14 protein-coding genes are annotated in these 20,828 nt (G+C 39.4%); 12 read left to right on the forward strand and 2 right to left on the reverse strand.

Features of this window, described 5'->3' with window-relative positions; translation table 11 throughout:
• Positions 1–13: 13 nt before the first annotated feature.
• Together AC0UA9_RS13185 and cobU are read left to right on the forward strand one after the other, a co-directional pair.
• Positions 14–826, forward strand: coding sequence for an adenosylcobinamide-GDP ribazoletransferase (locus tag AC0UA9_RS13185; protein WP_475660566.1), 813 nt, complete (start codon positions 14–16; stop codon positions 824–826).
• Positions 826–1,410, forward strand: a complete 585-nt coding sequence (gene cobU, locus AC0UA9_RS13190) for a bifunctional adenosylcobinamide kinase/adenosylcobinamide-phosphate guanylyltransferase (protein ID WP_475660567.1) — start codon at positions 826–828, stop codon at positions 1,408–1,410. The genes AC0UA9_RS13185 and cobU overlap by 1 nt, the downstream gene beginning before the upstream one ends.
• A 214-nt stretch (positions 1,411–1,624) precedes the next feature.
• On the opposite strand, the gene AC0UA9_RS13195 is transcribed toward cobU, so the two are convergent.
• Positions 1,625–2,608, reverse strand: a complete 984-nt coding sequence (locus AC0UA9_RS13195; RefSeq protein ID WP_475660568.1) for a DUF4862 family protein — start codon at positions 2,606–2,608, stop codon at positions 1,625–1,627.
• 174 nt (positions 2,609–2,782) lie between these two features.
• Here AC0UA9_RS13195 and glmU point away from each other — a divergent pair, with 174 nt between their 5' ends.
• From glmU to glmS, 4 genes are all read left to right on the forward strand, one after another.
• Complete coding sequence (gene glmU, locus AC0UA9_RS13200; RefSeq protein ID WP_475660569.1) at positions 2,783–4,156, forward strand: bifunctional UDP-N-acetylglucosamine diphosphorylase/glucosamine-1-phosphate N-acetyltransferase GlmU; 1,374 nt, start codon at positions 2,783–2,785, stop codon at positions 4,154–4,156.
• A gap of 32 nt (positions 4,157–4,188) precedes the next feature.
• Positions 4,189–4,959, forward strand: coding sequence for a substrate-binding periplasmic protein (locus AC0UA9_RS13205; protein ID WP_475660570.1), 771 nt, complete (start codon positions 4,189–4,191; stop codon positions 4,957–4,959).
• A 98-nt stretch (positions 4,960–5,057) separates the two neighbouring features.
• Complete coding sequence (locus tag AC0UA9_RS13210) at positions 5,058–5,828, forward strand: DeoR/GlpR family DNA-binding transcription regulator (RefSeq protein ID WP_475660591.1); 771 nt, start codon at positions 5,058–5,060, stop codon at positions 5,826–5,828.
• Positions 5,829–5,845: 17 nt separating this feature from the next.
• Complete coding sequence (glmS, locus tag AC0UA9_RS13215) at positions 5,846–7,678, forward strand: glutamine--fructose-6-phosphate transaminase (isomerizing) (protein WP_475660571.1); 1,833 nt, start codon at positions 5,846–5,848, stop codon at positions 7,676–7,678.
• Positions 7,679–8,030: 352 nt separating this feature from the next.
• Here the strand turns inward: glmS and AC0UA9_RS13220 are convergent, their stop codons facing one another.
• On the reverse strand, positions 8,031–9,074 hold the full coding sequence (locus AC0UA9_RS13220; RefSeq protein WP_475660572.1) for a LacI family DNA-binding transcriptional regulator: 1,044 nt from the start codon (positions 9,072–9,074) through the stop codon (positions 8,031–8,033).
• A gap of 596 nt (positions 9,075–9,670) precedes the next feature.
• Between AC0UA9_RS13220 and AC0UA9_RS13225 the strand changes: the two genes are divergently transcribed.
• The 6 genes from AC0UA9_RS13225 (at position 9,671) to AC0UA9_RS13250 (ending at position 20,798) form a co-directional block, all read left to right on the forward strand.
• Positions 9,671–10,891, forward strand: a complete 1,221-nt coding sequence (locus tag AC0UA9_RS13225) for a glycoside hydrolase family 88 protein (protein ID WP_475660573.1) — start codon at positions 9,671–9,673, stop codon at positions 10,889–10,891.
• Positions 10,888–11,781 carry an ROK family protein gene (locus AC0UA9_RS13230; protein WP_475660574.1) on the forward strand — a complete coding sequence of 298 codons (894 nt, stop codon included), beginning with the start codon at positions 10,888–10,890 and terminating at the stop codon, positions 11,779–11,781. The genes AC0UA9_RS13225 and AC0UA9_RS13230 overlap by 4 nt, the downstream gene beginning before the upstream one ends.
• Positions 11,782–11,824: 43 nt before the next feature.
• Positions 11,825–12,592, forward strand: coding sequence for an SDR family NAD(P)-dependent oxidoreductase (locus AC0UA9_RS13235; protein ID WP_475660575.1), 768 nt, complete (start codon positions 11,825–11,827; stop codon positions 12,590–12,592).
• A gap of 834 nt (positions 12,593–13,426) precedes the next feature.
• Complete coding sequence (locus AC0UA9_RS13240) at positions 13,427–16,507, forward strand: TonB-dependent receptor (RefSeq protein WP_475660576.1); 3,081 nt, start codon at positions 13,427–13,429, stop codon at positions 16,505–16,507.
• 128 nt (positions 16,508–16,635) lie between these two features.
• Positions 16,636–19,056: a heparinase II/III domain-containing protein gene (locus AC0UA9_RS13245; RefSeq protein ID WP_475660577.1), complete on the forward strand. Its 2,421-nt coding sequence runs from the start codon at positions 16,636–16,638 to the stop codon at positions 19,054–19,056.
• 194 nt (positions 19,057–19,250) lie between these two features.
• On the forward strand, positions 19,251–20,798 hold the full coding sequence (locus AC0UA9_RS13250) for a sulfatase family protein (protein WP_475660578.1): 1,548 nt from the start codon (positions 19,251–19,253) through the stop codon (positions 20,796–20,798).
• The last annotated feature ends 30 nt before the right edge of the window (positions 20,799–20,828 follow it).

A 20,828-nucleotide genomic window follows, 5' to 3' on the forward strand; every position in this document is an offset into this window, starting at 1 on the left:
AGGACAGTTTATCGTGTGCAGTTTTCGACAAAAAATCAACCCACAAGTGACGCTACTATTATTAGCCATTAGTTTTTTCACCCGTATACCGGTGCGTTTACCTGACGAAATTAGTGCTGAGCAACTCAATCAAGCAAGTCGATACTTTGCTCTTGTTGGCCTGCTTGTTGGTATTATTTGTGCGTTAATTTATGCCGCTTCAGCACAATATTTACCCAAAACAATTGCTGTGCTGATGGCTATGGCAGCAAGCATATTGGTGACAGGCGCTTTTCATGAAGATGGTTGGGCTGATGCTTGGGACGGTTTTGGGGGCGGTTGGACTGTCGAACAAAAACTCGACATTATGAAAGATAGTCGCTTAGGCACATACGGCGCTGCAGCGTTATTTATTCTTTTATTATTGAAGTTTCAAAGTTTAATGGCGTTAGCATCACCGGTTATGGCGCTTATTTTGGCTAATACGCTTAGCCGAGTCATTGCTACTAGCTTAATTTACGACATGCCTTATGTATCACTAGACGCAACATCAAAAGTTAAACCCCTAGCGCAACATTTATCGCGCAATAGCTTAATGATATTACTGCTGACAGGGCTGGTAGTGAGTGTTTGTTTTTTATCTTTTAGCGAATGTATTTTATTGTTTATTATTTTATTTATATTTAGAGCCTTGTTAGCCACCTGGTTTACTAAACAACTGGGGGGTTATACCGGAGACTGTTTAGGAGCAGCGCAGCAAAGTAGTGAAATTGTTATTTATTTAACTTTATTGATTTTAGGTTATGGCAGTGATGTGTTGCCGGTTAGTGCAGGAATTATTAGCTAATGTCTATTCACTTGATTCTTGGCGGTGCTCGCTCAGGTAAAAGTTCATTTGCTGAACAGCAAGCTAAGTTAAACCAAAAAAGCACACAATCACAGGTTCACTACTTGGCAACAGCGCAACCGCTAGACAGTGAAATGTTCGCACGCATCAAACAGCATCAACAACAAAGACCCGATCATTGGCCGCTAACAGAGTCACCCATTGAGCTAGCAAAAGCGATTGAGCAGTTAATATTAGTGCAACAAAATAAGCATAAAAAAGAAGCTAAAGACAGTATTACAATACTGGTTGACTGTCTTACCTTGTGGTTATCAAATTGTTTAACTTCACCTCATCAACATTGTTGGCAACAACAAAAAAAGGCCTTACTTGAGCTGTTGCCAAAATACGCACAAACAAGAGAGGTAAATATATTACTTGTGAGTAATGAAGTTGGTCATGGCATTGTACCAATGGGGGAGTTATCACGAAATTTTGTTGACCAAGCCGGTTGGTTACATCAAAAAATTGCAGTAATAGCAACTCGCGTTGACTTTATTATGGCTGGCATTCCGTTATCACTTAAAAATACTAACGTTAAGTGACAGTAACCTAAAAAGATAAATTTTTAGCAAAAAAAAATGCGTCTATAAAAATAGACGCATAAAACATATAACACTAAGGGGAAATAAAACTTACATAAATTAAGAGTGCTATAAGTAATAAAAGTTCCCTAAAATAATTTATTCTTTAGAATTAATATTTTAATCAAGTCATTAATAGCCTTTAAGTACTGTGAACTTATTGCCTATCAGTAAGTTATTGGTTATTTATAGTGGCATTTTTAATGGCTATATCAAGTAAGGTATTTAAGCTTTTGATATAAGAAATGCGCTCATCCACACTGGCCTCGTTTGGTCGTAATGATATTTTACTCCCGATAAAGTCAAGTTGCTGATATTGGCACTGCTCAAGCGAGCGCTGTATTTCATTAACGGTTAAACAAGAGCCCTGTGCATAGCTTGGTACATCAAATGCTTGCTCATGAGGCATATGGGTATCTTGCCATTGTCCATAAGGCCCTGCAACACCAGAAGCACCTGAGAAAATAATACCCTTTAACACGTTGTTTTGCTGCGCCAGTTTAATATGTTGTAAAGGCCCCTCTACACTGCGTGTTTCAATCGCCGAGCGCCCCCAGTTTATACTAATACCCACATCAGCATTGCACTTGTTATTAATATTCTTAATCGCGGTTATTTCATCTGCTAACAACATAAAGCCTTTTTGTGCTGCTTGGTTTTCAATATAGGCATCACAATGTTCAATCACGAGTTTGGCTCCTTGCCAATCCCACGATAGCAGTGTTTCAAGAGAAGCTTCTAAGGCTGCAATAGACGATTGTGCCTCAGCCGTGATTTGTGGCGCAGTGTGTACTTTAATAAAAGTCACTGCTTGTCTCTTTGTGTAGTTATTCAGTTTTACAATGGCTTGTTGTGCTTGTTGATAAAAATCAATTGCAGCTAACCTGCCCGCTTCGTTGGTTGAAGCAATACCAAAATGCGGGTTTTTGTTAAGGTTACCCATAACACCAGGAATAGAGGTAAAGACAAACTGCCATTGGGGGTTAATATTTTCTAGAAACCAATCATCATCATAAGGATGTAATTGCCCGGTAAAAGGGTGTTCAAGGCCACCAATATTATCAATAGCTTTTAATTGTTGATAATAGTTAGTCTCTTTATCTTTGTCCCAAGCAACGGTAGAAGGGGCTGTAGCATAAGCGCCAATAATATATTTCATTGTAGTTCCATACGGGTTGTTATGTTGAATGTACTTCGGGTTAGTTTACTCTTAATTGGTGTTAGTTGCTCATTACGCTTTTTAAATAACTTATAAATAAAAATTAATAACAAAGCGAGCAAAAACTTCGGTACAATATCTAGCATAACAAAAAACTACTTGAACGGATTTATCATGTCACTCTCTGTTGTTATTCTTGCTGCGGGTAAAGGGACTCGTATGCACTCTTCTTTACCTAAAGTTCTGCATGTTGTTGCTGACAAACCAATGGTTTCTCATGTTATTGATAGTGCACGCCATTTAGGGGCAAAAAACATTTACCTCGTTTATGGTTTTGGTGCAGAAGTGCTTAAAGCAACGCTGACCCGTGATAATTCAGGTAACGATTTAACTTTTGTTGAACAAACCGAGCAATTAGGAACCGGCCATGCGGTTGACCAAGCCAGTCCTTTTCTAAAAGACGACGAAGATGTGTTGGTTTTATACGGTGACGTACCGCTGACAAAAGTCTCTACACTTGAAAGCTTACTCCAAGTGAAACCTGCAAATGGCATGGCGCTATTAACGGTTAACTTAGCGAATCCAACTGGGTATGGCCGAATAGTGCGGGATGAAAAATCAACCGTGATTGGTATTGTTGAACAAAAAGATGCCTCAGCAGAGCAACTGTTAATTAATGAATGTAACACAGGCATATTATTAGCTAACGGTGGCGACCTAAAACGCTGGTTAGCCAACCTTTCAAACGACAATGCCCAAGGTGAATATTATTTAACTGATATAATAGCAACCGCGCACAATGAAGGAAAAGCAATTGCTACCGCACACCCTGAAACAGCAGTGGAGGTAGAAGGCGCCAACAATCGCGTACAGCTTGCTAACTTAGAGCGTGCGTATCAGCTACGTCAAGCAGAAGAGCTCATGATTGCTGGCGCAAGCTTACGTGACCCTAATCGCATCGATGTTCGTGGCGAATTAACCGTGGGACAAGAGGTATCAATAGATATTAATTGTATTTTTGAAGGTAAAGTTGTCTTAGCGAATGGCGTAAAAATAGGGGCAAATTCTATTCTTAAAAATTGCACTGTAAGTGAGAATGCTGAAATTAAGCCGAACTCAATTATTGAAGACGCTGTGATAGGTGAAAACTGCTCAGTGGGCCCATTTGCTCGTATTCGCCCAGGTACAACCCTGCATAAAGATTCTCATGTGGGTAACTTTGTTGAGATGAAAAAAACCACCTTAGGTGAGGGGAGTAAAGCAGGACACTTAACCTACCTTGGTGATACGTTAATTGGTAAACATGTTAACATAGGCGCAGGCACTATTACCTGTAACTATGACGGGGTTAATAAGTCTCAAACCATTATTAACGACAATGCATTTATTGGTTCAAACAGCTCATTAGTTGCCCCAGTTACTATTGGTGAAACGGCTACAGTGGGCGCAGGTTCAGTCATTGCAAAAGCCGTTGAAAATAATGATTTAGCCATTGGCCGCTCTAAACAGCGCAATATACCAAGCTGGCAACGACCAGTAAAAAAGTAAACTACTGAGTTTGACATAAAGGGATAATAGTCATGTCGTTAAAAATTTTCATGCCACTTAGCCTTGTTAAGTGGTTATCCCTTCTACTTGTTATACAGCCCTTTTCTTCTGTCGGCAAAGAGAATATATCAACTCAATTAACCGCAGTTGCCAAGCACCATGCGCTACTTCAATACCAAGAAAAGGGCGAGAATAAAGGCCCCACCATTGAAATTCTTAATGCTGTGTTATCAGAGGCAAACCTAGCGGCTGATGTTAAATTTATGCCTTGGGCACGTGCATTTTCAACCGCTAAAAATAACCCGAACACCTTGATTTTAAGTATGTTTAGAACCCCAGAGCGAGAAGATAGTTTTCACTGGATAATTAAAGTTAGCCAAGCAGCGCGAGTTTTTATTTCTTTAGCAAGTAAGCCAGAAAACCACACCGATACCATAGCGCAAGCAAAAGAAAAAATTACCGGTGTTATTTTAGGTTCAGCAGCGCACGAAGAGCTTAAACTGGCAGGATTTTCAGAACAAAAAAACCTCTATATACTTTCATCAGAAGCGCAACTCACTAAGTTATTGGTTAACGGTAAAATAGACTTAGTTTACAGCGACCCGAACAATGTTAAAAAGTATCTAGCGGTTATCAATCAGCGTCATCTTGCCATTAGACATAAAGCAATAACCGCTAAAAATCAGCGAGTAAGCTATATTGCGATAAATAAAAACTCAGATAAAAAAATAGTTAAGCAGTTAAAACAAGCCGCAGATAAATTCACTAAAACCGCTCTATATCCTGTTCTTCTTGTTCAATAACCCGCTACCCAATAAATAATCAGTTATTGCGTTAGCTTTCGAAATGAAACATAATACCAATCAAAGTGAAAGGTAATAGGTAGTTGAACCCACACACTATGTCTAAAAGAAACACCCAGCAGCGTCGTCAAACCATTATTACAGAGCTTAATGCTAGCGGTGAAGTGAGCGTTGACACTTTAGCGAAACAGTTTGATATTTCAGAAGTTTCGATTAGGAAAGACCTAGCCTTCTTAGAAGCTAGCGGCCTATTATTAAGGCGTTATGGTGGTGCCATCGCCTTGCCAAGCGAGGTGCTTGAGGCTAAAAAAGAACAGCTCTCTAATCAGAAAAAAATAATCGCCAACTATGCCGCAACCTTAGTAAAAGATCATAGTCGCATTATTATTGACAGTGGCCAAACAACGTCCGCTTTAGTGAGTCAATTAGAGAGTAAAAAGGGCTTAGTAGTGATGACCAACGCACTTAGTATCGCCAATGAAGTTCACGCCTTAGAAAATGCCCCTACCTTATTGATGACCGGAGGTACCTGGGATGAAAACTCAGAAGCATTTCAAGGACAAGTAGCAGAACAAGTGCTTCGCTCGTATGATTTTGACCAGCTATTTATTGGCGCTGATGGTATCGATATTGAACGCGGCACCACTACTTTTAATGAGTTAATTGGCCTAAGTCGGGTAATGGCAGAAGTGGCTTGTGAAGTTATCGTCATGATTGAATCAGATAAACTCACAAAAAAAATACCTAACTTAGAATTATCATGGCAACAAATAAACACCCTCATAACTGATGACGGCTTGTCTGAATCAGTTAAAGCACAATTATTAGCTCAAGGCGTAAACTTAATATGCGCTACGACAGACAATTAAAATAAAGGAAGTAAACTATGTGTGGCATAGTCGGAGCAGTAGCACAGCGTGATGTAACAGAAATTTTAGTAGAAGGTTTAAAGCGGTTAGAATATCGAGGTTATGACTCAGCAGGTATAGCAACCATAGACCATCAAAACCAGCTGCATAACACTAAGCGTTTAGGTAAGGTAGAAGCATTAGCACAAGCATTAAAAAATAAGCCGTTAAGTGGTGGTACCGGGATAGCTCACACACGTTGGGCTACTCATGGCGCGCCAAGCGAAGTGAATGCTCACCCACACCTTTCTAGTGATAATATCGCCGTTGTCCACAATGGTATTATTGAAAACCACCAAGCCTTGCGTAGTCAGTTACAAAGTTTCGGTTATGAGTTTGTTTCTCAAACCGACACCGAAGTTATTGGCCATTTAGTGCATCATGAATTAAAAACCAGTGAGAACCTATTAGCCGCCGTGCAAAAAGCCGTAAAAAAACTTGAAGGCGCGTATGGCACTGTGGTGATGGACAGCACAGATAAAGACCGTATTATTGTTGCTCGTTCAGGTAGCCCACTGGTAATAGGTTATGGTTTAGGTGAGAATTTTATCGCGTCAGATATGATGGCCTTATTACCTGTTACCCGTAAATTTGCATTTTTAGAAGAAGGTGATGTGGCTGAAGTCACACGCTTTGAAGTCAATGTATTTGACCTTAACGGTGACCCCATAACACGTGAAGCAAAAGAAGCGTCAGTAAATCACGACAGTGGTGATAAAGGTGAATACCGTCATTACATGCTTAAAGAAACCTATGAGCAACCAACGGCTATTAGAAACACCTTAGCAGGGCGTTTGTCAGGCTCTGAGCTTACTATAGAAACCTTTGGCCATGGCGCCGATGATATTTTCAAAAATGTTGAACACGTACAAATTATTGCCTGTGGTACAAGTTATCACTCAGGTATGGTGGCACGCTACTGGCTAGAATCACTCGCGGGAATCTCTTGTAATATCGAAATCGCCAGTGAATTTAGATACCGTAAATCATTTGTGCCTAAAAATTCAATGATAGTCACATTATCGCAATCAGGCGAAACAGCAGATACCTTAGCAGCATTACGCTTAGCAAAAGAGCTTGGTTACACCTCAAGCTTAAGTATTTGTAACGTGCCGGGTTCATCATTGGTACGTGAATCTGATCTGTCATTCATGACCAAAGCCGGCGCTGAAATTGGGGTTGCTTCAACGAAAGCCTTTACCACGCAACTTGTTGGCTTATTAATGATGACGTTAGCCATTGGTAAACATCACGGTATGTCTATAGCGCAGCAAGAAAACATTGCCACCTCGTTGTTAACCTTACCCAATAAGCTTGAAGAAGTGCTGGTGTTAGCGCCGTTAATTGAAGACCTTGCTGAAGATTTTGCAGACAAACAACATGCGCTATTCTTAGGCCGTGGCGATCAATACCCCATTGCAATGGAAGGCGCATTAAAGCTCAAGGAAATATCATACATTCACGCCGAAGCCTATGCTGCTGGTGAGTTAAAACATGGTCCATTAGCATTAATTGACGCTGAAATGCCCGTTATTGTGGTGGCACCAAAAAATGACTTAATTGAAAAATTAAAATCAAATGTAGAAGAAGTACGTGCTCGTGGTGGGTTAATGTATGTGTTTGCCGATATAGACGCTAAGTTTGAAAGCGACGAAACCATGAAAGTCATTAACGTACCGCATTGCGACGACATTATCGCGCCCATTGTTTACACCATACCTTTACAGTTACTTTCATACTATGTAGCGATTATCAAAGGCACAGATGTTGACCAACCACGCAACCTTGCAAAATCGGTTACAGTTGAATAATTTTATAAATATCAATCGGTTATGTTGTGGAGATACAATAGAGATTGAAACAAACTAATCAAGATTAAAACTTTACAAAATAGCTTCATTCGATAAAAGTTTGGGTTATTCTAAATTTATTAGAATAACCCAAACCTACAAATGAAGCACTTTTTGTATCAGTTTTCCTCAAAAGAAAATAGAATAATTGATTAAGCTCGCTAGAATAAGGTGCCTAATGTTGAAAACTTGGTGAATATGAAGTTAAGAGTCTCTACAACTATATTATTAATAGTTATTGACCATTTTTGCGTTCTTAGGCCGAGTTATGCTAATAATTAACGTAATAACGCAACTCAATTTTCTTGAAAAATCACTTTGTCAGAGGAGCTGTTGAGCCTCTTTCTTTTAGTTCAAAAGGGGCGATAAAGTGATTGGGTTTTTTCTCTGAATCACTATTTTTAATTGACTCATCAATAAGTTTTACAGCTTTAGCGGCCATTTCTTTGATTGGCTGGTGAATAGTCGTTAATTGTGGCCATACAGCAGAAGCAATGGCGGTATCATCAAAGCCAGCAATACTAATATCTTCAGGAACCTTTAAGCCTAACCCATGAGCGACGGCTATAACGGCTGTAGCCATATCATCATTACAAGCAAATATTGCTGTTGGTCGCTCATCTTTAGGTTTATCTAAGAGTTCTCTTCCTGCTTCCATTCCTCTCTTATAACTAAAGTCGCCATCAACTACCCATTTTTCATTAACGGCTATATTTGACTCATTCATGGCAACGACAAAACCTTCATACCGACTATTTGCAGGTGAGTGGCTTGCATCACCGCGAATAAAAGCAATTTTTTCATGGCCTAGTTGTAATAGGTAGTGAGTCATAGCACAAGCCCCTGAAAAGTCATCAATAAGCACAGCAGGAGAGTAGAGCTTTGGACTAGCCGAGGCAAAGCTTAATACCATTATCGAGTTTTTTCTGGCTAGTTGATGTACATCTAATGAATCACATATTGGAGGAGGTAAAATAACACCGTGTACGCCTTTATTAATTAATGCTTGTAATGCCTCAATTGGTGTAGAGTGAGCCACTAAAGGCTCAATGAGTAGTTCACAGCTTAAGTTACTGGCTGAGCCCAAAGCACCCATTAAAAAATTACCCAAATTTGAAGAGTCAGGGTTGGTAAAGATAATGCCAATTCGCTGTACACCACTTCTTGCTGCTCTCGCTGCTAAGTTTGGGATGTAATTTAACTCTTTAATTACATCTTCAATACGCTTACGCATTTTATCACTAACTCGATCTGAGTTATTAACCACGCGGGAAACTGTCATGGATGAAACGCCCGCATAGGCTGCAACATCATGAATGGTGATTCCTTGCTTATTTAACAAAAGGCCCTTTTTCAAGTCAAATTCTCACTTTATTGTTACTAACAATTAGCTAATATTATTTTAAAAACAAAGTTAACAATAACATATTTTATTAGCATATCCCAGAATGGGGTTGAAAGCTGGTATAACCAGTATGGAATATATTACTATTTTTTATCAAGTTAAATCATCTTAATTATTGATTTGTTTGGTTTCAATAATTCTTTTAATAAACGCCCTTGCTCTAAATAACAATAAAAAGCTTGAACTCCTGTATTGTTATCGATAACATGTGCTTTAGGTTGATATTGCTTTAACTAGTTATTAGTTAGCTTCGAGTACAAGTTTTTTATCTTCTTGAGTTTTGATATGCCCTTGGGTTATTAATTTTTCTCTTTAATGAATCAGTTACATTAATACTTGGGAAGATAATGTTGTTCTTCAATATATCAACATGAATGTATTTTTAATCGAGCACTTAAATACATTAGTTGTTTTTTATCAAGAGGGCTTTATGGCAAATTTCAATACAACTTCTTTGTCGGTTGCAAAGGTGAGTTCAGTTAGTTATCAGGTGGTAATTACGCTAGGTAGTAGCAGAATGAAGAACATTAATGTGGAGGCTATTAGTTATGCTTAACTTCCGTGAAAAGTCAGAGGATGTTGGTCAGTCGTCCATAAGAGAAAAAATTAATAATCCTGCACAGTTTAACCTTGACGGTGATTTCACATCTGAGTTTTTACAAAGCGCGATCGATAACGCTTTGGTAAAAGTGAAGAGTAACATTAGCCTCTTTGCTGATAGTTACCCAGAGCCTTCATCTGTTGACGGTATCTATAAAAGAATTGCTAACAATGAATGGACTAGTGGTTTTTGGAGTGGTCAGTTATGGCTTGCTTATGAATTATCAAATGATGAAGTCTTTCTTAATGCTGGTTTAGAGCAGATTCAATCATACTCTCACAGAATTAAAAACCGCGAACAAGTTGATCATCATGATCTCGGATTTTTGTATTCATTATCTTGTATTGCAGCTTATAAAAATACAGGCAACACTGAGGCCAAAGCTGCGGCAATATTGGCTGCAGATTGTTTATTAGAACGTTTTCTTGAGCCAGCCGGTATTATTCAAGCGTGGGGTGATTTAAACGATCCCAATGAAGCCGGTAGGATGATAATTGATTGTAATTTAAACTTACCGCTTTTGTATTGGGCTAGTGAAGAGACGGGTAATAGTAATTATAAAGACGCGGCTAATCGTCATATAAAACAGTCATTACGGTACCTGATACGAGCAGACGCTTCGACATTTCATACGTATTTTCTTGATACAGTTACAGGAGAAGCATTGAGAGGGGCTACCCATCAAGGCTTTTCGGATAACTCTTGTTGGTCTAGAGGGCAAGCCTGGGGCATGTCTGGCTTTCCATTAGTCTATCGATTTTATCCTGCACCAGCATTAATTGAACAAGCGTGTCGAGTTACTAATTATTTTCTTAATCGCTTACCGGAAGATTTAGTCTGTTATTGGGATTTAGACTTTACGGAGGGTGATCAACCCCGTGACTCATCTTCTGCAGCTATCGCCGTTTGCGGCATATTAGAGCTACTTAAAAGCTTACCGCTAACAGATCCAGATAGAGAAACTTACGAAGCTGCTGCCAAAAGCATTATGGTCAGCTTAATTAAGAATTACACCAGTAATAATCATACGCCAGGCAATGGTTTAATTGAACATGGTGTTTATCACCAGCCTAATAATGTTGGTGTCGACGAGTATTGCATTTGGGGTGACTATTTTTATTTAGAAGCTCTAACGAGATTTAAACAAACGTGGGAGCCTTATTGGTGATAAAAATTGGCATTTACTTTGGTGAAACGAAGGTTGAAGCGGCGGCTATGGATGTGAAGGGGAGCATTATCACTAGCATTGTAGCCGAACCCCCCGACAATTATGATGGCGCTTTAAACACGATTAGATTTTTGGTAAAAAAAATTGAAAGTAAGTTAGGTGTTAGCGCATCAGTAGGCTTATCTATATCTGGTTCAGTTTGTACTGCTACTAACAAGGTTAAAAACTCCAATCGACTGTACTTAAACGATAAAGATCTTAACTCCGATCTTGCCCAGGTATTACAGCGCCCGGTTAAGATAGAGAATGATGCAAATTGCTTTACCCTGTCTGAAGCACATGACGGGGCTGGTAAAAATAAAAAAGTAGTGTGTGGCATTATGTTAAGTGCAGGTTGTGGTGGGGGGATTGTGATTGACTCTCACTTAATTACTGGTGTGAATGCCATTGCAGGTGAATGGGGGCATAACCCATTACCTTGGGCGACTTATGATGAGAATAACTTGCCTAAATGTTACTGCGGCCTTAAAGGGTGTTTAGAGCAGTGGATTTCAGGTACAGGGCTAACGCGATGTTACGAAAAACGAACGAAAACAAAGAAATCAGGCAAAGAGATTTATGCATTGGCAAAAAAAGGTGAATCAAATGCTATTTTTGAAATTAATGCATTAACTAATCGAATTGGTAGGGCGATTGCCTGTATTTGTAATGTTATAGATCCTGATGTTGTTGTATTAGGTGGAGGTTTATCGAATATCAATAGTTTGTACGATGAGTTACCTGAAATTATACAAAAATATGTTTTAAGTGATACCTGGCATGGTCAAGTACTACCTACTGTTTGGGGTGAGTCATCGGCTCTTAGGGGCGCAGCCAGACTGTGGGATTAAGTTTCCCGTCTATGAACAATGAAATAATACAAGAGAGTATATTATGAAAGATTTACAATTATTTTCGGTTGAAAATAAGTCAGTTTTTATCACGGGTGCTAGCCGAGGTATTGGGAAAGCTTTGGCGATTGGCTTCGCTAAAGCGGGCGCAAAAGTTATTTGTGCAAGCTCTAAAGCTGGTGGCACGGCAGAAACATTAGCTGACATTGAAAGTTTTGGCGGAAAAGCGGTTGGCGTGCATGCAGACTTAGCAAACACAGAAGAGCTTGAAGCTATGCTTAAATCAATATTAGCCGAACATGGCACAATTGATGTGGTTATCAATAATGGCGGAACTATATCTCGCTTTCCTGCCGCAGAATACCCAATGACTGAATTTAAAAAAGTCATTGACGTAAATGTTAATGCAGCCTTTTTGATTAGCCAAATGCTGGGTAAAAAAATGATTGACCAAGGGCATGGAAAAATTATTAATATTGCCTCTATGTTATCTTTTACAGGCGGATTAACGGTACCTGCTTATACAGCGAGTAAGCATGCTATTGCGGGTTTAACAAAAGCCTTAGCTAATGAATGGGCTAGTTTAAATATACAAGTTAATGCAATAGCCCCAGGTTATTTTGCTACGGATAATACGCAAGCACTCCGTGATAACCCAGAAAGAAATCAAGAAATTAGAAAAAGAATTCCTTCAGGTGAGTGGGGGGAAGCGGAACAGTTAGTGGGCGCAGCAATTTTTTTAGCGAGCGAGTCGAGCCAGTATGTGAATGGTCATATATTAGCTGTTGATGGCGGTTGGCTTGCTAGGTGATGCTAATTTTTATTTGCATCTAGCGCTATCTGAGTAAGTAGCAATTTAAAATATAGTCCAGTAGACGGTTTTAGAAAATAATCACAAAGCGATTCTAGGCCGTCTTCCAGCTCGCCTAGTGCGCAGGGTAAAAACTGCGTAGTTTGGCTGTATAATCAGCTAGCGACAAAGGTACTGGTAAGACTAATTAGCGCCCCTCCTTTTAAAAATCATTGTGATGCTTTCTTTAAATCAGCCATAACTGAGACCTGACACTTTTCATCCACCCTGTAGGTTAACCCCGTCATTCTACCCTTAACGTTTTAATGATTCTTATCACCTAGATAATATTGACTTATAAAGTAAGTGAGGTGCTGAATAGATTTATGTGTACTAGGGTATAAACTCCCCCCATTTTGGCAATGACCTTATTCAAACGAATACAAAAACCATTAAAAGATATCGATATCACTAAATATTCATCGAGTAATAAGCAAAAGTTTATTTACAATAGTAAATAAACTTTTATTTTTATATTTTGATGTAAGACCTTGTATTTAAAGGGTGTTCTTGCTATTTATTGTGGCGCATCTCTTATGTTTTCTAGTGTTTGATGTCTATAATATAGTATGTAACCTCTCTTTAATTTAATTTTTGAGTATAAAACTATTGTAGTTTCATAAAACATCATGTTAAGGTGTGTTATCGATAACAAATCGTTTGCTTAGTATAGCCATGTGGTTTTATGTTAGCTAATCTCTTGATGTAAATAGATGAAACAAAGTAAGTGGTTTGGTTATGGGTCAAAGAAAAATACAATATATAACAGAAACACAAACAATGGGTCATACAATAATGAATAATAAAATTAAAACAAAAAAACTAAGTTTGGCGTTAGCAGTAGCTGCTGGACTAAACAGTTTATCAGGCGTTGCGTTAGCGCAAGAGTCAAAAGCAGAAAGTGGGGAAAGAGCTGTTGAAGTTATTGAAGTCACTGGTATTCGTAGTGCGTTAGCGAGTGCATTGGCAGAGAAACGCTCTGCGGGAAGCCTTAAAGAAGTTATTAAAGCAGAAGATATCGGTAAATTACCAGATAACAATCTAGCAGAGGTGCTGGAAAATGTTACTGGCGTGCAAATTACACGAGAGAATGGTGTTGGTAGTGGTGTTCAAATACGCGGTACTGATTCAAACAGAGTAGAAATAAATGGTGTCTCAACAGTGGGGTCGGGTACTGGACGCTCTGGTGTGAATTTTACTGATATACCGGCTGCACTTATTTCTTCAGTAGAGGTAATTAAAGTACCAGAAGCTAAAACTATTGAAGGCTCTGTTGGGGGAACAATTAATTTAAGTACTTTACGCGGTTTAAGTTTAAATAAACGTGTAGCATCAGTGAATATTAAAGGTGAACACAGTGATTTAGCACAAAGTACTACGCCTAGAATATCAGCAACCTTTGGTGATAATTGGGAAACAGATATCGGTAAATTTGGTTTGGTAATGACAGGCAGCTACGCAGAGCAAGACGTAGCCTCTTTTAGTCCTCGTTATGACCGCGATAGAGTTAATGTTGCAAATTCAGATAATGCTAGCTCTGAAGATTTTACTTTCTTAAAAACACAGTACTTCGTTCAACATCTGTTGCGTCAGGAGTATGAAACAAAAAACCTTTCCACCTCTCTTGAATTTGAGCCCAATGACAACACAAATTTTTACTTAGACCTTACTGTGAATGACCAAGTTCAATCCCAAAGAACTTCTAATTTGCCTATTTCAGGTACTGGTGGTACCCATGTAGCTGATTCTACAGTTAATACGGCTTTTCAGACAATTGATCTTGGTACAATAGATGGCCCTAATGGCCCACTTGTGTTGGGTGAAATTCAAGCTGTATCACATGGCATACTTGGTGTTGGTGTAAGTGCTAATGCCATTGACCCTAATTTACGTAGTGAGACATCTGCTGGCGCGCGCCAAACTAAGGGCAACGTTTTTGCTTTTGGTGGTGAGTGGAATGGCGATAAGATGACAATTAGCGCAGAATTGTCTTATTCAGACTCAGAGTCTAGAAACCCAGACCTAAGAAGTGTATTAGATTTTATTAACCCGAATGGGCCACAGCCATCAGAAACACTTGGTAAAGATAATGGTGTCCCTATTGAGTTTGATGTTACCGGCTCTATGGTGCAATTTGGTATTGCACAGGGGCAAGAATATACCCCGTCGACAGCAGAACTACTTGACCCTGCAAATTATGCATTACGCTATATAGGAAATAGCAAAACCAGCAGAGATAATAGTGATACCGCTTTTCGTGTTGATGTGAACTACGATGTCTCTGATATGGTGCCCTTCTTCACAGATGTTGATGCAGGCTTTCGTTGGAACGAAACTACCTCGGCTGGCTCATTCGAAACAGTAGGAACTAGCTTTGGTAATCTTCAGTACAGGCCTACAGCTGATTTGTTTGCAAGCGTGGTTTCTCCGGGGCCCGACAATTACGATGACGCAGATGGCAGAACACTTTTTATTGAGCATTACTTAATGGTTGATAAAGATCTTTCTTTTGAAAACCCTGAACAAGTAATTAATGCAATTAATGACGGTATTACAGCCAATAATGCAGCGCAAATTGCCGCTGGAAATTTAACCGCCGAAACGGCTTATGGCACTTTGGCTGCTCCAAATGTTACTAGCTCTGCTTTTTCAGATATTAGTGAAGCAACAACTGCTTTATATTTGCAGGGTAACTTTGAAACGGAGCTTGGGGATATATTTGTTACAGGTAATATTGGCGCAAGGTATATTCAAAGTGACATATCTTCATTGGGGAATGAAATTATAGATGGAGTCGCTACCGTTAAAGAAGCAACAGGAAGTTACAACTACTTTCTCCCTAGGTTTAATATTGCTGCAGAGGTGACTGAGAAGGTACTTGTACGTGCTGGTATTGCCAAAGATATTCGACGCCCTGATTTTGGTCAAACGGCGAGCTCCATTAACTTTGGCCGAGGGGCTGACACTATAACAACGGGTAACCCTAACCTAAAACCGGAAACCGTTGTTTCGTATGATTTATCGGCAGATTATTATATGTCTGATTCAACTTTCTTTAGTGTTGGTGTTTTTCACAAAGAACGAAAAGACTTGCATGAAACGGTAATAGATAACGCGCTTGAGGTCATAGGTTCAGACGGTCAAGGTGAACGAGAAATAGATCCTGAATGTCCAGGTGGCGGTATATGGAACCCCAATGTGTTAGACAGAGGTGTATATTCACCTATCCCAGGCCAGGGGTTATGCGTGGGGTTATCTACGCCATTTAATGTTGAAGGTGGTGAAACACAAACAGGTATTGAGTTTGCTGTGCAACATGATCTTGCCGCTTATGAGGATACATTAGGTTGGGCTTCAGGCTTTGGGTTTATTGCTAACTACACGTATCAAGAGGCAGGAGGCAGCCTTGATGCATTTAACGATGGAACGGGTGATGCGAATGCGTTAAATATTTTGTTAGGGCGTACTGATGGTGAAACCTTCGACGAGAATGGCGAACGGATATTTACAACTGCAACCTTGGATGATGACATTGTACAAGAGCGTGTTACGTTGCTTAATTTATCTGAAAATGCGTATAACTTTACTTTATTTTATGAAAAATATGGGATAAGTGTGCGTACCCGCTACACATGGCGCTCAGCGTATAAAACAGAAAGTAAAAATAGCTTTGATTTACCAGGGATCTTAGGTGCTCGTGGACAGCTGAATGTGAGTGCAAGTTATGATTTCACTGACAGTGTGACTGTTGGCATCGAAGGGGTGAACTTACTTCGTAGCGATGCGACAAAATGGTGTATAAATGAAGATGCATTAATGTGTGCTCAAGGTTTGACAGATCGCAGAATTACTGCTGGCATCACCGCGAGATTCTAAATGTCGATATTATCTATTTACATACCGTAATCAGTTGAGTAGTACTGCGAAAAAGAATGTTGAGTTTATTAGCATTCTTTTTCGCTATGTCACCGAGCAAAAAATATTAATGGAGCTTACATAATAAAATGAACAAGGCTAATTTAATCATAAAAAGGTGTATTTTACCCTTAATCACTGGGTTTTTTTTAATCCCTGTTTGTGTATCGGCTAATCCACAAGTACTTGTTACAGATAAGCAACATGCTGACATTGTAAAGAAAGTACAAACGGTTGATTGGGCAAAAACGGGATATGATAAACTTAAAAAACGTGTTGATACTTATGTTGCTAAAACAGAGGTTAAATCCGATTGGGTTACTTCGCGTTTAGCAATGAATTGGGAAACGCACTATACACGAACCTTAACTAAAGGCTCTAGATCAATCGGCGGAGAAGGACGGGCTCCTGTACCGACACCTCGTTTTGCTGGGGCAAGAGATTGGAAAACAAATTACTACCCAAGCGAAATAGAAAAGCTGAAGCCATACAGTGATCGCAATGGTCTGATCCAACTAATTAATGAAGAAACAGGTCAGTATGAGTGGGTTAAGCCCTCTATTACCGGTCACACGATTGAAAAAATTAATGGTGAGTTGATGCAATTAGCGGCTGATGCTGCCTTTGTTTATTGGGTTACTGGTGATGTGAAATATGCGGAATTTGCAGCCCCAATTTTATGGACCTATATGCACGGTTTTTCTTATGTAAAACCTCCTTTTGTACCAGAAGAAGACAAAAAATTAACAAGAATTATCGGACTCACTTCTTATGAAGTTATTCATGAAGGCATTTTAGAAAGCATTGCAATTTCTTATGACTTTTTACGTGATTACATTGCTGACAAATCAGATATTGATGGTAATGTTATTGAAACAGGAATTAAACGTATCGTTGATGTTGTTGTTACAGGCGGTTTTAATAGAGGTAATTGGAACCTCCACCAGGCTTCTAAAATTACTTATGGTGCCTTAGCGCTTAAATCTAATAACGATTATAAAGATGGGAAAGGGCGCGAGTATTATGTCGATATTGTTTTGAATGCTCAATTACCTGAACAATTAGGTTTAATGCATGTCATTAAGCAAGGGTACGACCAAAAATCAGCTATTTGGGGAGAAGCGCCAGGTTATGCTTTTGACACAACCGCTAATATTATTGAAGTAGCCTCTTTATTATCAAATGACAAAAATGGTCGTAAAGTGCTCGAAGACCCTATCGTAAAACGTGCGGTGTTTAACCAATTAAGACAAATGTACCCAAATGGCGCATCTCATGGAATGGGAGATACAAGTTACACTCGAATTAACACGCATGCTGTGGAATTAATGCTCAGTTGGTCACTTAAAGAAGGCGATGCGAAAACAGCAGCAGAGTTCTCAGCAATAATAGAAGCAGAAATATTAGCAGGCAAGTACTCGCGAGAAGCCAATTCAACCCTTTTTAATATTATTAATTATACCGCTAGATTGCCTAAGCCAGCTTCTACAGTATTGAAGCAAAGTCCTACTTATTTCGCTGAGCCACTTAACTTGGTTATGTTGCAAAGTATGCCCACTTCGGGTGATATTAACTATGCACTTGGGGCAAGTATGCTAGGCACAAACGGTGGGCATGCGCATACTAATGGCCTTGCCATTGAGTTATATGGCGCAGGGCATGTACTGGGTGTTGACTCTGGAAGAGGTACCAGTTACTGGCAAAAAGATCATGGTCAGTATTATCGAACCTTACCTAGCCATAATACTGTCATTCCAAATGGAAATGCCGATTACCCGAGTCATGGCGAGGGAACGATTGCGATGCAAGTTAAAGCGGTTGAACCTGCATTTGACAAGCAAGCTAACGGGCAACACTTAACCTACGTAACCGCTAGCTTTGAATATAAAGAGCCGGCTGCAACGCAACAAAGAACTTTGGCGCTTGTACGTATCAACGACACTACAGCCTTTTATTTTGATGTATTTCGTTCTCGGTTAAATAAAGCAACGCCTGATGAATACCACGACTGGCTATACCATGGTATGGCAGACTCTTTAGCGCTGAAAAATCTTCTCCTTAAATCAAGTGCAGAATTAACCTCAAAAAATGGCAACATGGAAGGTTACGACTATTTTGGCAACGAGACATCGGTTAAAACGGACACTGCGATTCATGCTCGTTTCCCATTAGCAATCGAAACCGACAAGGTTGCTATGGATGTGTGGCTTTTAGGGGGGGAAGGGCGGACTGTATTTGCAGTTGATGCGCCAGCTAACCGTGCTGCACGACATAACTATGATGAAAAATATTGGAATAAGCGCATTCCAACTATGCTGGTTAGGCAACAAGGCGAGGCATGGAATAATCCTTTTGTGTCTGTTTATGAGCCTTCGTTACAGTCTGACTCTGTAAAAATTAAATCTGTGGAACAAGTTGAAGATAATGCTTGGCTTGTGAGTGGAAAAGACTGGAGTGCATTAATGGTGTTAAATGGCGTCAAACTTAAGGTAAAAATCAATAAAAATTAAAGGTGTGCTTATTGTGCCTTCATTCAACCATCAACAATGAGTGGGGGTTCAAACATACATAATAAATTCTGGTAGTGATGTAAGTGGCGATCAGAGTTTTTTAAAGACTAATAAGTAATATATGAAAGCTTAGTGCAACAAAACAGAGCCTAAGCTTTTTAATATCAGCGATAGAATATTCGTGGAGAAGTGTTGTGAATAAAATTGTGTCGAAAGTTATTTTATGTTGTATCAGCCTTGTATTAATACAAGGCTGTACTAGCAACGAAGAAGATATTAGTGTTACCAAAAATAGTACAGGTATTGACACTGTTCAGTCTAAAAAACCTAATATAATTGTGATATTAGCAGATGATTTAGGAGTTGGTGATTTAAGTAGCTTAAATACAGCGTCAAAGATACAAACGCCCTCACTTGATACTATCGCTAATGAAGGAATTCACTTTACTGATGCACATTCCAATTCTGCCGTTTGTACACCAACAAGGTATGGTTTATTAACGGGCAGATATGCCTATAGAACGCGTCTAAAAAAAGGTGTGACTTGGGGCTATTCACCAGCATTAATTGAACAAGGACGCACTACCGTTGCATCGTTTCTACAACAACAAGGGTATCACACCGGCATTGTTGGTAAATGGCATTTAGGCTTAGATTGGCAAGCGAAAGATCCAAGTAAGCCAATCGTTGAAATTTCTAATAGTGACAAATTTCCTAAAGGTTTAGACACTAATGTTGATTTTAGCAAAGCTGTGCAAGGAGGGCCTAATGATTTAGGTTTTGACTATTCTTATATTATTCCAGCCTCATTAGATATGAGTCCTTATGGTTACTTAGAAAATCAAAAAATGATTGAATTACCAACTGCATATACTTACGGAAAAACCCAGAAAAACGATGGACGTGGTATTTTTTGGCGTGCTGGTGAAGTACAGCCAAGCTTTGATTTTCACCAAGTAATGCCCACTTTCACAGCAAAGGCAGTGGATTATATTAAAGAGAGAAAAGGCAAGGATGAACCGTTTTTTCTTTATTTCCCAATGAGTGCCCCGCATACCCCTTGGCTGCCTACAGATGCTGTGACAGGTAAATCTCAGGCAGGACGTTACGGTGATTTTGTGTTAGACGTGGACCGTTCTGTTGCTGCTATTTTAAATGTACTAGATGACATGGATTTAGCGAAAGACACTTTAATTATCTTTACATCTGACAATGGCTCTAACTGGAGAGAATCGGATAAAGCATCTACTGGTCATTATGCTAATGCAAATTATAAAGGACAAAAGGCAGACATTTATGAAGGCGGGCATCGAGTCCCCTTTATTGCTCGTTGGCCGGGTAACATTAAACAAGGTAGTCGCTCTGACCAAGTGCTTATTACGACAGACTTATTGGCAACCGTTGCTGGTCTTTTAGGTGAAGCCTTACCAGAAGGTGCAGGTGAAGACAGTTATAATATGTGGCCGGCTTTCATTAATCCGGAACTGGCTGAATCTATTCATGATTATAGTATTCATCACTCATTAGACGGAGTGTTTGCCATTCGTCAAGGTAAATGGAAATACACGCCACATTTAGGATCTGGAGGGTTTACTGCGCCGCAAACTATGGTTCCAGCAGCCGGTCAAGCAGTTGGTACGCTTTATGACTTGGAAAACGACCCCGAAGAAACGACTAATTTGTATAGTGATAATCCAGACGTTGTTAAAGCGCTACATGCATTATTAGAAACGGCTAAATAATCTTATATATCAAATGCTGAATATTTACGC

The organism is Colwellia sp. F1, from assembly GCF_056238625.1.